This is a genomic window from Streptomyces sp. CNZ301 (assembly GCF_004217425.1).
This window is the reverse complement of the sequence record NZ_SHLG01000002.1, coordinates 55,255-68,697: the sequence shown is the minus strand read 5'-3', so window position 1 is coordinate 68,697 and position 13,443 is coordinate 55,255. Positions and strand designations below refer to the sequence as shown.

At 71.5% G+C, this 13,443-nt stretch carries 9 protein-coding genes; 5 read left to right on the top strand and 4 right to left on the bottom strand.

Features of this window, described 5'->3' with window-relative positions; genetic code table 11:
* Window positions 1-11 precede the first annotated feature (11 nt).
* Window positions 12-2,975 carry an FAD-binding and (Fe-S)-binding domain-containing protein gene (locus EV375_RS24485; protein WP_130302134.1) on the bottom strand — a complete coding sequence of 988 codons (2,964 nt, stop codon included), beginning with the start codon at window positions 2,973-2,975 and terminating at the stop codon, window positions 12-14.
* Between the two features lie 261 nt (window positions 2,976-3,236).
* Here EV375_RS24485 and EV375_RS24480 point away from each other — a divergent pair, with 261 nt between their 5' ends.
* A complete protein-coding gene (locus EV375_RS24480; RefSeq protein ID WP_130302133.1) occupies window positions 3,237-5,153 on the top strand; it encodes an ABC transporter ATP-binding protein in 1,917 nt (638 codons plus the stop codon).
* A 79-nt stretch (window positions 5,154-5,232) separates the two neighbouring features.
* Window positions 5,233-6,066 carry an endonuclease/exonuclease/phosphatase family protein gene (locus tag EV375_RS24475; RefSeq protein WP_130302132.1) on the top strand — a complete coding sequence of 278 codons (834 nt, stop codon included), beginning with the start codon at window positions 5,233-5,235 and terminating at the stop codon, window positions 6,064-6,066.
* Between the two features lie 157 nt (window positions 6,067-6,223).
* Here the strand turns inward: EV375_RS24475 and EV375_RS24470 are convergent, their stop codons facing one another.
* Both EV375_RS24470 and EV375_RS24465 read right to left on the bottom strand, forming a co-directional pair.
* The gene (locus EV375_RS24470) at window positions 6,224-8,113 is read right to left on the bottom strand and encodes a propionyl-CoA synthetase (RefSeq protein WP_130302131.1); all 1,890 of its coding nucleotides are present in this window, start codon (window positions 8,111-8,113) and stop codon (window positions 6,224-6,226) included.
* A gap of 322 nt (window positions 8,114-8,435) precedes the next feature.
* Window positions 8,436-9,014: a TetR/AcrR family transcriptional regulator gene (locus EV375_RS24465; RefSeq protein ID WP_130302130.1), complete on the bottom strand. Its 579-nt coding sequence runs from the start codon at window positions 9,012-9,014 to the stop codon at window positions 8,436-8,438.
* 307 nt (window positions 9,015-9,321) lie between these two features.
* On the opposite strand from EV375_RS24465, the gene EV375_RS24460 reads away from it, so the two are divergent.
* A complete protein-coding gene (locus EV375_RS24460; RefSeq protein WP_130302129.1) occupies window positions 9,322-10,224 on the top strand; it encodes an LLM class F420-dependent oxidoreductase in 903 nt (300 codons plus the stop codon).
* 158 nt (window positions 10,225-10,382) lie between these two features.
* Complete coding sequence (locus tag EV375_RS24455; protein ID WP_165434866.1) at window positions 10,383-11,168, top strand: aldo/keto reductase; 786 nt, start codon at window positions 10,383-10,385, stop codon at window positions 11,166-11,168.
* Window positions 11,169-11,273: 105 nt separating this feature from the next.
* Here the strand turns inward: EV375_RS24455 and EV375_RS24450 are convergent, their stop codons facing one another.
* Complete coding sequence (locus EV375_RS24450; protein WP_486588786.1) at window positions 11,274-12,272, bottom strand: aldo-keto reductase family protein; 999 nt, start codon at window positions 12,270-12,272, stop codon at window positions 11,274-11,276.
* 178 nt (window positions 12,273-12,450) lie between these two features.
* On the opposite strand from EV375_RS24450, the gene EV375_RS24445 reads away from it, so the two are divergent.
* Window positions 12,451-13,359, top strand: a complete 909-nt coding sequence (locus EV375_RS24445; protein WP_130302127.1) for a LysR family transcriptional regulator — start codon at window positions 12,451-12,453, stop codon at window positions 13,357-13,359.
* Window positions 13,360-13,443 lie beyond the last annotated feature (84 nt).

Below are 13,443 nucleotides of genomic sequence, written 5' to 3'. Positions count from 1 at the left end.
GGTCCTGGAGTTCAGTCGGGCCGGGTGGCCCGCTCCAGCTCCAGCAGCACCGAACGGTAGCCGCGGCCGCCCGTCGCATGGTCCATGCCCACCTCGCACATCCGGTTCGACGACAGGTGCGCGTCGAAGTCCCGGGCCGTCACCTCGGCTGCCTCGCGCGCCGTCGCGGAAGCGGTGAGTTCCTTGTGCAGCATGCCCCGGTCGCCCGCGAAACCGCAGCAGCGCGCGTCCACGGGGACGACGACCTCCTCGGCGCACGCCTCCGCGACCGTGCGCAACTGCTCGGTCCCGCCGAGGTGTTGCGTGGAACAGGCCGGATGGAGCACCGCGGACCCCTGCCGCCGCTCCACGGTGAGCCGCGGCAGCAGCTCCTGCGCCGCCCACGCCACGGAGTCGATCACCGTCAGACGCTCGTGCAGCTTGCGGTTGGCGGGGCTCAGATAGGGCACGACCTCCTCCCCGATGCCCAGCGTGCAGGACGAGGCGTCGACCACCAGCGGGAGCTGACCGCCGCCCGTCCAGCGCCAGGCGGCCTCCACGATCCGGTTCGCCATCAGCGCGTTCCCCGCCGCGTAGCCCTTGGAGTGCCAGATCGTCGCGCAGCAGGTGCCCACCACGTCCTCGGGAATCCATACGGGCCGCCCGGCCCGCGCGGAGACGATCACCACGGACTGCGGAAGCGACGGGCCTTCGTACCCGTCCGGTTCGCCGAAGATGCGGTTGACGCACGCCGGGTAGTAGACGGCCGCGGCGCCGTTGCGGTCCGTGGCGGGCAGCCGCCTGGCCGCCGCCGAGGGGATCTGCGGCAGCCACTCGGGGACGAGGTCGGGGCCTCCGGCCTTGCGGGCGGCACCCGTCAGCGATGCGAGGAGCCGGTCGCCCCGACGCGGCAGCACCCTGCGGCGCAGCGTGTCCGCCGCGGCCACCGCCAGCCGGGCCGACCTCTCCACGACTCGGAAGCGCCGGGCGGCCCGCTCCGCGTTGCGCTCCGCGCGTGGCGAGTGCCGCAGGCGCCGGAAGTCCTTCATCATCGCGCCGGTGTCGATGCCGACCGGACAGGCGAGGGCACACGTCGAATCCCCCGCGCAGGTGTCGACCGCGTCGTAGCCGTAGCTCTCCAGAAGGCTCTCGTTCACGGCGGACCCTGCTGGCTGGCGCAGCATCTCCCGGCGCAGCACGATGCGTTGACGGGGCGTCGTCGTCAAATCCCCGCTGGGGCAGGCCGGTTCGCAGAAGCCGCACTCGATGCACGGGTCGCCCACGGCCTCGACCTTCGGGATCGACTTCAGCCCCCGAAGATGAGCCTTCGGGTCGCGGTCCAGCAGCACTCGCGGCGCGAGCACGCCCGCCGGGTCGACGGTCCGCTTGATGCGCCACATCAGCTCGGTGGCCCGCTCGCCCCACTCCAGTTGGAGGAAGGGCGCGATGTTGCGCCCGGTGGCGTGCTCGGCCTTGAGCGAGCCGTCGAAGCGCTCGACCGTCAGCCGGCAGAACTCGTCCATGAACGCCGCGTAGCGCGCCACGTCGTCCTCGTCGGCGGCGTCGAACGCGAGCAGGAAGTGCAGGTTGCCGTGAGCGGCGTGCCCGGCGACGGCGGCGTCGAAGCCGTGCCGCTCCTGCAGGGCCAGCAGCGCCTCGCACGCCTCGGCGAGGCGCGAGGGCGGCACGGCGAAGTCCTCAGTGATCAGCGTCGTGCCGGACGGTCGGGAACCGCCGACCGCCGAGACGAAGGCCTTGCGCGCCTTCCAGTAGAAGCCGATGGTCTTCGCGTCACGGGTGAAGGTGTTGGTCACCGACGGTACGGGCGCGACCAGTTCGAGGTCCGCCATCACCGCGGACGCCTCACGCTCGCGCTCCCGCTGCGCCGCCTCGTCCGGTTCCCGGAACTCAACGAGCAGCGCGGCCGTCCCCTTCGGCAGGCCGGCCCAGTCGGCCGGCACGCCCGCCACGCTGACCGAAGCGCGCAGGGTGTTGCCGTCCATCAGCTCCACGGCCATGGCACCCGCCTCGTTGAAGCGGGGCACCGCGGCGGCGGCCGCGGCCAGCGAGGGGAAGAACAGCAGACCCGTCGAGGTGTGCCGGTTCAGCGGCAGCGTGTCGAAGACGACCTCGGAGATGAAACCGAGCGTGCCCTCGGAGCCCACCGCGAGACCGCGCAGGATGCTCACGGGTGTCTCGCCGTCGAGGAAGGCGTCGAGACGGTAGCCGTTGGTGTTCTTCAGCTCGTACTTGGCGCGGATGCGGGAGGTGAGCTCCGCGTCGGCCTCGATGTCGGCCTTGAGCGCCATGAGGCCCTCACACAGGGCGGGCTCGGCCAGCGCGAGGGCTTCGTCGGCGTCCGGCGCGGCGGTGTCGACGACCGTGCCGGATGGCAGGACGAAGGTGAGCGAGGCGAGGGTGCGGTAGGAGTTGCCGTCCGTGCCGGCGGTCATGCCCGAGGCGTTGTTGGCGACGACGCCGCCGACGGTGCAGGCGATCGCACTCGCCGGGTCCGGGCCCAGCCGCCGGCCGTAGGGCATCAGCGAGGCGTTGGCCCGCACCACGGTCGTGCCGGGGCCGATGCGGGCACGGGCACCGTCCTCGTCGAGGACCTCGACCCCCACCCAGTGACGGCGCACGTCGACCAGGATGTCCTCGCCCTGCGCCTGCCCGTTCAGGGACGTGCCGGCGGCGCGGAAGACCACCTGACGTCCGTTCTCCCGGGCGTAGGAGAGCACGGCCGAGACGTCCTCGGTGTCCTCGGCGACCACGACGACCTGCGGCACGAAGCGGTACGGGCTGGCGTCCGAGGCGTACCGCACCAGGTCGGAGACCTTCCACAGCACCTTCTGCGCGCCCAGCAGCCGGACCAGGTCGTCACGGAGCGGCTGCGGCGTGCCGCCCGCAAGACCCTCCGGGACCCGGTCGTGTGCGGGCACGTGGCCTGCGCCCGTACGGGGCCGCAGGGCGCCGTGTCCTGGGTCGAGCAGCGGCATGATCTCTCCTGGGAGGGCGCACGGACGGGTGTGCGGCCCATGCTAGGGGCAGACACCGGGGCCTGTTCCGGCCGGATTCCGCGTTCGGCGGCTCCGCTGAGGGCGCGTAGTCTCGAATGACCGTTGCAGATCCGGCCTCCGGCCTCGTCCTGGAAGCCGCGGACGGAAACACCCGACGGGGACCGGGAACTCCGGTCGGCGGCCCCGAATCCGGCCGTCCGCATCGGCCGCAGCCCCGAAACGCGAACTCCGAGGAGCCCGTTGCACCACGACACCACCGGGTGGACCCCACCGCAGAAGGACGGCGACGCCGCCGGGCAGCAGCCCCGGCAACTGAGGCGCATCCTGCGCCTCTTCCGCCCCTACAGGGGGCGGCTGGCCGTCGTCGGACTACTGGTCGGGGCCTCCTCGCTGGTCTCCGTGGCCTCCCCGTTCCTGCTCCGGGAGATCCTCGACGTCGCCATCCCCGGCCGGCGCACCGGACTGCTCAGCCTGCTCGCGCTCGGACTGATCCTCATCGCGGTCGTCGGCAGCGTCTTCAACGTGCTGCAGACGTATCTGTCGACCACCGTCGGGCAGCGCGTCATGCACGACCTGCGCACCGACGTCTACGCCAAGCTCCAGCGGATGCCGCTGGCGTTCTTCACCCGCACCCGCACCGGCGAGGTGCAGTCCCGCATCGCCAACGACATCGGCGGCATGCAGGCGACCGTCACCTCCACCGCGACCTCCCTCGTCTCCAACCTCACCGGCGTCGTCGCCACCGTCGCCGCCATGCTCGCCCTGGACTGGCGGCTGACGGCCGCCTCACTGGTGCTCCTGCCGTTCTTCGTGTGGATCAGCCGCCGCGTCGGCCGGGAGCGCAAGCGCATCACCACGCAGCGGCAGGCACAGATGGCCGCGATGTCCGCCCTCGTCACGGAGTCGCTGTCCGTCAGCGGCATTCTGCTCGGGCGGACGATGGGCCGCGCGGACTCCCTCACCCGTCACTTCGCCGGCGAGTCGGAGCGGCTGCTCGGACTGGAGGTCCGCTCCCACATGGCGGGCCGCTGGCGGATGTCGGTCATCGGCATCGTCATGGGAGCCATCCCGGCGCTGCTGTACTGGACGGCCGGGCTGCTCGTCCACTTCGGCGGGCCCGGCCTGTCCATCGGCACACTCGTCGCCTTCGTCACCCTCCAGCAGGGGCTGCTGCGCCCGACCGTCTCCCTGCTGTCGACGGGCGTCGAGATGCAGACCTCGCTCGCTCTCTTCCAGCGCATCTTCGAATACCTCGATCTGCACGTCGACATCGAGGAGCCCGCCTCGCCCGTCAGGCTGGAGCGCGTGCGGGGCGAAGTCCGTTTCGAGGAGGTCGACTTCGCGTACGGAGGGAAGGGCGCTCCCGCCACCCTGCACGGCATCGACCTCGCCGTGCCCGAGGGCACCTCCGTCGCCCTCGTCGGCGTCACCGGTTCGGGCAAGACCACGCTCGGCCATCTCGTGCCGCGCCTGTACGACGTCACAGGTGGCCGCGTCACGCTCGACGGCGTCGACGTACGCGACCTCGATTTCGACACCCTCGCCCGGGCTGTCGGCGTCGTCTCCCAGGAGACCTACCTCTTCCACGCCTCCGTCGCCGACAACCTGCGCTTCGCCAAGCCGGATGCGACCCCGGAGGAGCTGCACGCCGCTGCCCGGGCCGCCCAGATCCACGACCACATCGAGGCGCTGCCCGACGGCTACGACACCCTCGTCGGCGAGCGGGGCCACCGCTTCTCCGGCGGTGAGAAACAGCGCCTCGCACTGGCCCGCACGATCCTGCGCGACCCGCCCGTGCTCATCCTGGACGAGGCGACGAGCGCACTGGACACCCGCACCGAGCGCGCCGTGCAGCAGGCCGTCGACGCCCTTTCCGCGGGCCGCACCACCCTCACCATCGCCCACCGGCTCTCCACCGTCAGGGACGCCGACCAGATCGTCGTGCTAGAGGCGGGACGCATCGCCGAGCGCGGCACTCACGCCGAACTGCTCGCCGCCGACGGGCGGTACGCGGCCCTGGTGCGGCGGGACGCCCGCGTCGCCGCGGCGGCACCCGGCCGGGCCGGTCCGGCTCACACCACCCGGTCCGGGCCGCCGTCCGGTTCCGCGCCGGAGCCCGCGCAGGACGGCTCCCCGGCCGACGCGCCCGTGCACTGAACGCCGCCGGTCAGGAGTGCGGCGGGGCCGGGCGCCTGCCGGATACAGGCCCGGTGGGAGGCGGTGGTACGCATGTCGCATGGAGCTTCGCGTGATGACGTTCAACCTGCGCTTCGCCGACTACGACCCGGCCGCCCCGCATTCCTGGCAGCTGCGCCGCCCCGCGGTGGCGGCGCTGTTGCGGGAGGAGGCACCCCACCTCGTCGGCACCCAGGAGGGACTGCACCGTCAACTGCGGGACATCCACGAGGACTTGCAGCATTCCGGCAGGAGCTACGACTGGATCGGCCTGGGCCGGGAGGGCGGCAGCCGGGGCGAGTTCATGGCGGTCTTCTACGACGCCGGCCGCTTGTACCCCGTGGAGTACGAGCACTTCTGGATCGCCCCGGACCCGTACGCGGTCGGGCACAAGTGGCCCGGTGCCGGCTCGCCGCGCATGGTCACCTGGGTGCGGTTCCGCGACCGGGAGGGCGGCGGGGAGTTCTACGCCCTCAACACTCACCTGGACAACGTGAGCGAGGAGGCCCGGCTCGCGGGTGCCCGGCTGCTGCTCCAGCAGATGCGCGGCCCGGCGGCCCCGCTGCCGCCGTTCGAGCCCGGCCTGCCGTGCGTCGTGACGGGCGACTTCAACGTTCCTCCCGTGCTTGGCGACGGGGGTGTCCATGAAGTCCTCGTGAAGGACGGCGGGTTGACCGACTCCTTCACCGCCGCGCCGTCCGGGCGGCGCGGCGAGGACCACCACACGTGGCACGACTACTCGGGCATGTCGGCGAGCGGATCGCGCATCGACTGGATCCTCACCACACCCGGTGTCCGCACGGCCTCCGCCCGGATCAGCACCTTCACCCACGAGGGCCGGTACCCCAGCGACCACTTCCCGGTCGTGGCGACGCTCGACCTCGGCGGCGCCTGAGGGAGGCCTTCGTCCGCGTCGGGGAACACGGCCCGAGTGCCACATGCGGACGGTCCACGCAAGGGCCCGTCGGCGGCATGCGCGAAGGCGTGTCCGGGAATCCGGCAATGCGGTTCCCGGCCTCCGGATCCCACTCCGGGGGCCGGGAGCCGTCAGGTCACTGCTTGCGCAGCGTCGGCCGCAGCGCTTCGAGCACATCCGGGTCGTCGATCGTGCTGGGCACGGGCTCGTCGGTCCCGTCGGCGATGCTCCGCATGGACTTGCGCAGGATCTTCCCAGACCTGGTCTTCGGCAGGGCGGGCACCACGGCGACGTCCTTGAGCGAGGCCACGGCCCCGACCTGGTCCCGCACCAACTGCACCAGCTCGTGGCGGAGTTGTTCCTCGTAGCCCTCGCCGGTGGCGTCGACACCGGACTTGAGCACCACGAAACCGCGCGGCACCTGCCCCTTCATCTCGTCGGCGACTCCGATGACGGCGCACTCCGCGACGTCCGGATGGCCGGCGAGTGCCTCTTCCATGCCGCCGGCGGACAGGCGGTGGCCGGCAACGTTGATGACGTCGTCCGTGCGTCCCATCACGAACAGATAGCCGTCCTCGTCGAGGTATCCGCCGTCGCCCGTGAGGTAGTACCCGTCGAAGGCCGACATGTAGGACTGCACGAACCGTTCGTCGTCGTTCCACAGCGTCGGCAGCGCGCCCGGCGGCATGGGCAGCTTCGCGACGATGGCACCGTTGGTGCCCGGCGGAACCTGCTTGCCCTCCCCGTCGAGCACCTGGATGTCCCATCCGGGCAGCGGCTTCGTCGGCGATCCCGGTTTGACCGGCAGCAGTTCGATCCCTGCGGGGTTGGCGACGATCGGCCAGCCCGTCTCCGTCTGCCACCAGTGGTCGATCACGGGGATGTCCAGCAGCTCCGAGGCCCAGCGGTAGGTCTCCGGGTCGAGCCGTTCACCCGCAAGGAACAGGTACTTCAGCCACGACAGGTCGTACCGGCGGGCCAGTTCGCCGTCCGGGTCCTCCTTCTTCAGCGCCCGGAAGGCCGTCGGCGCGGTGAACATCGAGCGCACGCCGTACTCGGAGGCCACGCGCCAGAACTGGCCCGCGTCCGGGGTGCCGACCGGCTTGCCCTCGTAGAGCACCGTCGTCGCTCCCGCCAGCAGCGGCGCGTAGACGATGTAGGAGTGCCCGACGACCCAGCCGACGTCGGAGGCGGTGAACAGTGTCTGCCCCGGCCCCACGTCGTAGACGTTGGTCATGCTCCAGGCCAGTGCCGTGGCGTATCCGCCGCTGTCGCGCACGACGCCCTTGGGCCTGCCTGTGGTCCCGGAGGTGTAGAGGACGTAGAGCGGGTCGGTGGAGCGTACGGTCACCGGGTCCGCCGGCGAGGCCGCCGCGCAGGCCTGCACCCAGTCCACGTCCGTCGCGCCCAACACGGCCTCGGCCTGGGGGCGTTGCAGGATCACCTGGCGCGCCGGCCTGTGCGAGGCCATCTCGATCGCCTGGTCCAGCAGGGGCTTGTACTCGATGACGCGGGACCCCTCGATGCCGCAGGACGCCGAGACCACGACGGTGGGGGAGGCGTCGTCGATCCGCACCGCGAGTTCCTTCGCGGCGAACCCGCCGAAGACGACGGAGTGCACCGCGCCCAGACGTGCGCAGGCCAGCATCGCGATGGCGGCCTCGGGGACCATCGGCATGTAGATCACGACCCGGTCGCCCGCGGAGACGCCGGCATCCCGCAGTACGCCCGCGAAGACGGCGACCTCGTCGCGGAGCCGTTCGTAGGTGTAGGTGGTCTTCGTGCCCGTGACGGGCGAGTCGTGGATCAGCGCCGCCCGGCCTCCGTGACCGGCCTCGCAGTGGCGGTCGAGAGCGTTGTGGCAGACGTTCAACTCCCCGTCGGGGAACCAGCGGTAGAAGGGCGGCGTTGAGTCGTCCAGCGCCCGCGACGGCGCCCTGTCCCAGTCCAGCGCGCCGGCCGCATCCAGCCAGAACCTCTCCCGGTCCGCGACGCTCGCACGGAAGATCTCCTCGTAGTCGCCCACCGTGGCCCTCCTTCCGGGCGGTCCTGCGGCGCCGCCCGCTTGCGCGTTGTCGTCCGACGGTGAGCGTGCCCCGCCGGGACGGAACCATGGCCGCTGCCGCAGCCGGGGGTGTGCGGCCGCCGCTCACCGCTCGCGGATACGGGGACGATACGGCCGCGGGGTGCGGCGGTCAGCCTCGCCGACGCCTGTGTCCTGTTCGGTTGCCGTGTCGGCAGGGGCGAGCCGGGCCCGAGGGAGGGGACGGGCCGGGCGTCTGCCGGTGCGCGGCGGACGGCTGGGGCTCGCTCCCGTGCTGTGGCCGGCCTGTGACTCGGCCCGCCGGTCAGTTGCCGGAGGCGGGAATCCAGGTGTCGAGAAGGACGCTCACTGCGTCACGGGCCTCCAGCGCAGCCTCGGGCGATCCGCTGACGGTTCCCACGGTGATCGCTCCGTCGAACAGCACGATGATCTGGCTTGTCACGCGCTCGGGGTCGGGGACTCCGGTTCCGTCGACCAGGCGGCGGAAGATGGCGCGCAGGGCCGCCTTGTGCTCCCTGACGACCCGGGTGACGGACTCGGAGCCGCCGCCGAGTTCACCGAAGGCGTTGTTGAACGCGCAGCCACGGAAACCGGGTTGCTGGAACCAGGCATGAAGCCACTCGAACAGGGCGAGAAGCTGCTCCCGGGGGGTGTCGTACCCGGCGATGTGCTCCTCGATGGCGCCTCGTGCGATCTTGTCGCGGCGTCGCAGATAGGCCTCCACGATGGCGCCCTTGGACGGGAAGCACTGGTACAGGCGCTTGAGGGAGACCCCGGAGGAGTCGCGTATGCGGTCGATGCCGACGGCCTGCACGCCGTGCGCGTAGAAGAGGGCGTCCGCAGCATCCAACACCCTTGTGCTTGTTGGGACTTCGGTATCCATGGCCGCCTCTTCGACACTTGAAGAACCATCCTCGCGCACTGTACTCTGCGCGGGCGAGAACGGTCGTTCTCTAGCTGTTCGGCCAGGCGGGCCGCACCGGTCGAATGTCCGGTCGGCTGCTTGGGGGGCCGCCTGGACGGACGGCTCACCCTCGGCAGGCGGGGGGTGCACCGCTCCGCGCTCTCCCGCACCATGCGGGGCATGGAGGGGGCGCGCGGAGCGGTGCGCGGGCTGTTTGCCAGGCCGACTGCGGGCGCGCTGCGGTGCGTTCGCCGCGCAGGCAGGGCCCGGCGGAAGGAAGAGTGCGGTGCGATACGGCGTCAACATCCTCAACTTCGGCACGGGCACGGGCCCGGACACCCTGCTCCGCTGGGCCCGGTACGCCGAGGAACGAGGCTTCCACTTCGCGATGATCTCGGACCACGTGGCGGTCACGCCCGAGGTCGCCGAGCAGTACGAGGCTCCGTTCTACGACCCGTTCACGACTCTGGCCTGGCTCGCCGGGCAGACCGAGCGCATCGAACTGGGCACCACGGTGACCGTGCTGCCCTTCCGGCATCCCCTGCTGACCGCCCGCGCGGCTGCGAACATCGACAGGTTCAGCGGCGGACGCCTCATCCTCGGTGTCGGGGTGAGCTGGAGCGAGAGCGAGTACCGCTCGCTCGGGGTGGATTACCGCCGGCGCGGAGCGATCACCGACGAGTATCTGGAGGTCCTCGCCAAGGCCTGGCGGCACGAGAAGATCTCCCACCACGGTGAGTTCGTCTCCTTCGACGACGTCGCCACGGGCCCGCTGCCGGTGCGCATACCGCCGGTGTGGGTGGGAGGCGGCACCAGGGCCGCCATGCGCCGCGCCGTCCGCCACGGGGACGCATGGCATCCGCTCAACCAGAGCATGCGCTTCTACCGGGACGCGGGGCTCCCCGCGTTGCGCCGCATCGCCGAGGAGGAAGGCAGGCCCGTACCGCAGTTCGCGCCGCGGCTGCCCCTGAGGCTGACGGACTCGCAGCTGCCGGAGGAGACGCGCCTGGCCGGGCAGGGCACCCTGAGTCAGGTCAGGAGCGACCTGGACGGGCTCGCCGAGCTGGGCGCCACGCACGTCCTCTTCGACACCTACCGTGGTGAACCGGCTTCGATGCGGCCGCAGAAGGAGGACGAGGAGCTGCTGGAAACCGTCGCCGAAGACGTACTCGGCCACCTCCGTAGCTGAGCCCGGCACGGTGGCCTGCACGACAGCTGAGCGGAACGGGGCATTCCGTAGAGTGGTTCGGGCAAGGGTCCGCGACATCCGCTGACACACGGAACCGAGGAGCCGAGGTACGCCACGTGAGCACGATCCCCGAAGTCACCCTGAACAACGGAATCCGCATGCCGCAGCTGGGCTTCGGCGTCTACCAGGTTCCGGAGGACGAGACGCACAGCGTGGTGGCCTCCGCGCTGGAAGCGGGCTACCGCAGCATCGACACCGCCGCCCTCTACCGGAACGAGGCCGGCACCGGCCGCGCCCTCGCCGAGTCGGGAATCCCGCGCGAAGAGCTCTTCGTGACCACCAAGCTGTGGAACACCGACCAGGGCCACGACGCCGCCCTGAAGGCCTTCGACACGTCGCTGGAGAAGCTGGGCCTGGACCACGTCGACCTCTACCTCATCCACTGGCCGCTCCCGGCGCGCGATCTGTACGTCGAGACGTGGCGGGCCCTGGAGAAGATTCATGCCGAGGGGCGGGCCAAGGCGATCGGCGTCTCCAACTTCCAGCCCGCTCACCTGCGCCGGCTCACGGAGGAGAGCGACATCGTCCCCGCCGTCAACCAGATCGAGCTCCATCCGCGCCTCCAGCAGCGGGAGTTGCGCGACTTCGACGCCGGCCTCGGCATCGCCACCGAGGCCTGGTCGCCGCTGGGCCGGGGCAACGGCGTGCTCGAGGACCCGGTGGTGACCGGAATCGCGGAAAAGCACGGCAGGAGCCCGGCGCAGGTGGTGCTGCGCTGGCACATCCAGCTGGGGAACGTCGTCATCCCCAAGTCGGCGACGCCGGCGCGTATCCGGGAGAACATCGACGTCTTCGGCTTCGAACTGGACGACGAGGACCTCGCCGCCGTGGAGACCCTCGAGACCGGCGCGCGCGTCGGGCCGGACCCCGACACCTTCAACTGACCGGTCGCCGGACGGGCTTGCCGCCGGGGCGGGATCGCGTCCGCGAGGCAAGCCCGTCCGAGGTGCGGGCGGCGCGTTCCGCCGCCCGGTTCCGTCGGAGTTCCGTCAGAGCGACGGGCCCTGCGCCAACAGCTCCTCGATGCGGGCCAGTTCGTCTTCCCCGAAGCCGAGGCTCTCGCTCGCCGCGACGCTGTCCGCGAGCTGTTCCGGGCTGCTCGCGCCCACGAGGGCCGACGTGACGCTGTCGCGCAGCACCCATGCCAGCGCCATCTGCGCCAGCGACTGCCCGCGCTCACGGGCCAGTTCGTTCAGGCCGCGCAGCATCGCGACCGTCTCAGCGGTGATCTGCTCACCGCTGAGGAAGGGGCTCGCCCCGGCCGCACGCGACCCCTCCGGCACCCCCTCGAGGTAGCGGCTGGAGAGCAGGCCCTGCGCAAGCGGCGAGAAGACGATGCAGCCGGCTCCGATGTCCGTCAGGGTCTCCAGCAGGCCCTGCTCCGGCCCCCGGTCGAGCATCGAGTAGCGCGGCTGGTGTATCAGCAGGGGCGTGCCCAACTCCCGCAGGATGCGGGCGGCTTCGCGCGTCTGCTCCGGGGAGTAGTTGGAGATCCCGGCATAGAGGGCCTTGCCCTGGCGCACCGCGCTGTGCAGTGCCCCCATCGTCTCCTCCAGCGGCGTGTCCGGGTCGGGCCGGTGCGAGTAGAAGATGTCGACGTACTCCAGGCCCATCCGGCCGAGGCTCTGGTCGAGGGAGGCCAGCAGGCTCTTGCGGGAACCCCATTCCCCGTACGGACCGGGCCACATGAGGTGCCCCGCCTTTGTGGAGACGAGGATCTCGTCCCGGTAGGGGCGCAGGTCCTGGTGGAAGATGCGGCCGAAGGCGGTTTCCGCCGCACCGGGCGGCGGGCCGTAGTTGTTCGCCAGGTCGAAGTGGGTGACGCCCAGGTCGAAGGCACGGCGGACGATGGCCTGCTGGCGCTCCAGCGGCCGGTCGGTGCCGAAGTTGTGCCACAGGCCCAGCGATATCGCCGGGAGGCGAAGGCCGCTGCGGCCGCTGCGGCGGTAGGGCATCGTCTCGTAACGGCCGTCGTCGGCTGCGTACACGGAGTCTCTCCTCGGGTGATGCGTGGCGTTGTCGGAGGGGACCGGACCGGACCGGAAGGGATGGGGCGGGACGGGACGGGACGGGCCGCGCTTTGGTGGACCGCTCCAGCCTCGCCCGCCACGGGCTACGCGTCCAATAGAAGAAAGCGAACAGATTCAGCAGCTAGCCTTCTCAATCATGGAACTTCGGCATCTCGAGTACTTCGTCACCGTCGCCGAGGAGCGGCACTTCACCCGCGCCGCCGAGCGGCTCGTGGTCTCCCAGTCCGGCCTGTCGGCGTCCGTGCGGGCGCTGGAGCGGGAACTGGGCGCCAAGTTGTTCGTGCGGACCACCCGCAGCGTGGAACTGACCGGCCCCGGCAGGGCACTGCTGGACGAGGCGACCCGCACGCTGGCGAGCGTCCGCGCCGCGAAGGAGGCCGTCGCCGCGGCGCAGGGGCTCCTGCGGGGCACCCTGTCCGTCGGCACCGAGCAGTGCATAGCGGGTGTGCACGTGCCGCGGCTGCTGGCCCGGTTCCGTGCTGAGCACCCCCAGGTGGAGATCCGGCTGCGGCAGGCCGGTTCGCGCCGGCTGGCCGAGGACGTCGGCGCCGGCCGGCTGGACCTCGCATTCGTGGCCCTGTGCGGCCCGCCCCCGCAGGGCGTCCACCTCACGCCGCTGACCGGGGAACCGCTCGTCCTGCTCTGCCACCCCGGCCACGCGCTCGCCGGAGGAGAGGCGGCCAGATGGGCGGAGCTCAAGGGGGAGGCGCTGGTGGACTTCCAGCCCGACTGGGGCGTGCGGCAGCTGACCGACCGCACCTTCGCCGCGGCCGGCGTGGAACGGCAGGTCGCCCTGGAGGTCAACGACGTGCACAGCCTCATCGAACTGGTCGAGCAGGGCCTCGGAGTGGCCGTCGTACCACGCCACTTCGCACGCAAACCCCAGGCCGCGGGCGTGTGCGCCGTGCCGCTGACGGAAGGGCCGCAGCCGGTGTGGGAGGTCTCGCTCGCGCGCCCGACGGGGGACGCGGCCAGCCCCGCCGCGCGGAAACTCTGCGCCCTGCTGGACCTGCCGCGGAGCGAGGAGGACAAGCCCCTCCCGTGACGCGGCGCGCCGCCGCCGCGTAACAGCCCCAGGCCCAACAGCCGTGCGGGTGCGCGGTGTTGACCAGCGCTGCCGCCGTGGACA

What these genes read in the sequence shown, in the direction of transcription:
- EV375_RS24455 (WP_165434866.1), top strand. Translation starts at nt 10,383, where the DNA reads ATGCCGCAGCTGGGCTTCGGCGTCTACCAGGTTCCGGAGGACGAGACG.
- EV375_RS24445 (WP_130302127.1), top strand. Translation starts at nt 12,451, where the DNA reads ATGGAACTTCGGCATCTCGAGTACTTCGTCACCGTCGCCGAGGAGCGG.
- EV375_RS24485 (WP_130302134.1), bottom strand. Translation starts at nt 2,975, where the DNA reads ATGCCGCTGCTCGACCCAGGACACGGCGCCCTGCGGCCCCGTACGGGC.
- EV375_RS24475 (WP_130302132.1), top strand. Translation starts at nt 5,233, where the DNA reads ATGGAGCTTCGCGTGATGACGTTCAACCTGCGCTTCGCCGACTACGAC.
- EV375_RS24465 (WP_130302130.1), bottom strand. Translation starts at nt 9,014, where the DNA reads ATGGATACCGAAGTCCCAACAAGCACAAGGGTGTTGGATGCTGCGGAC.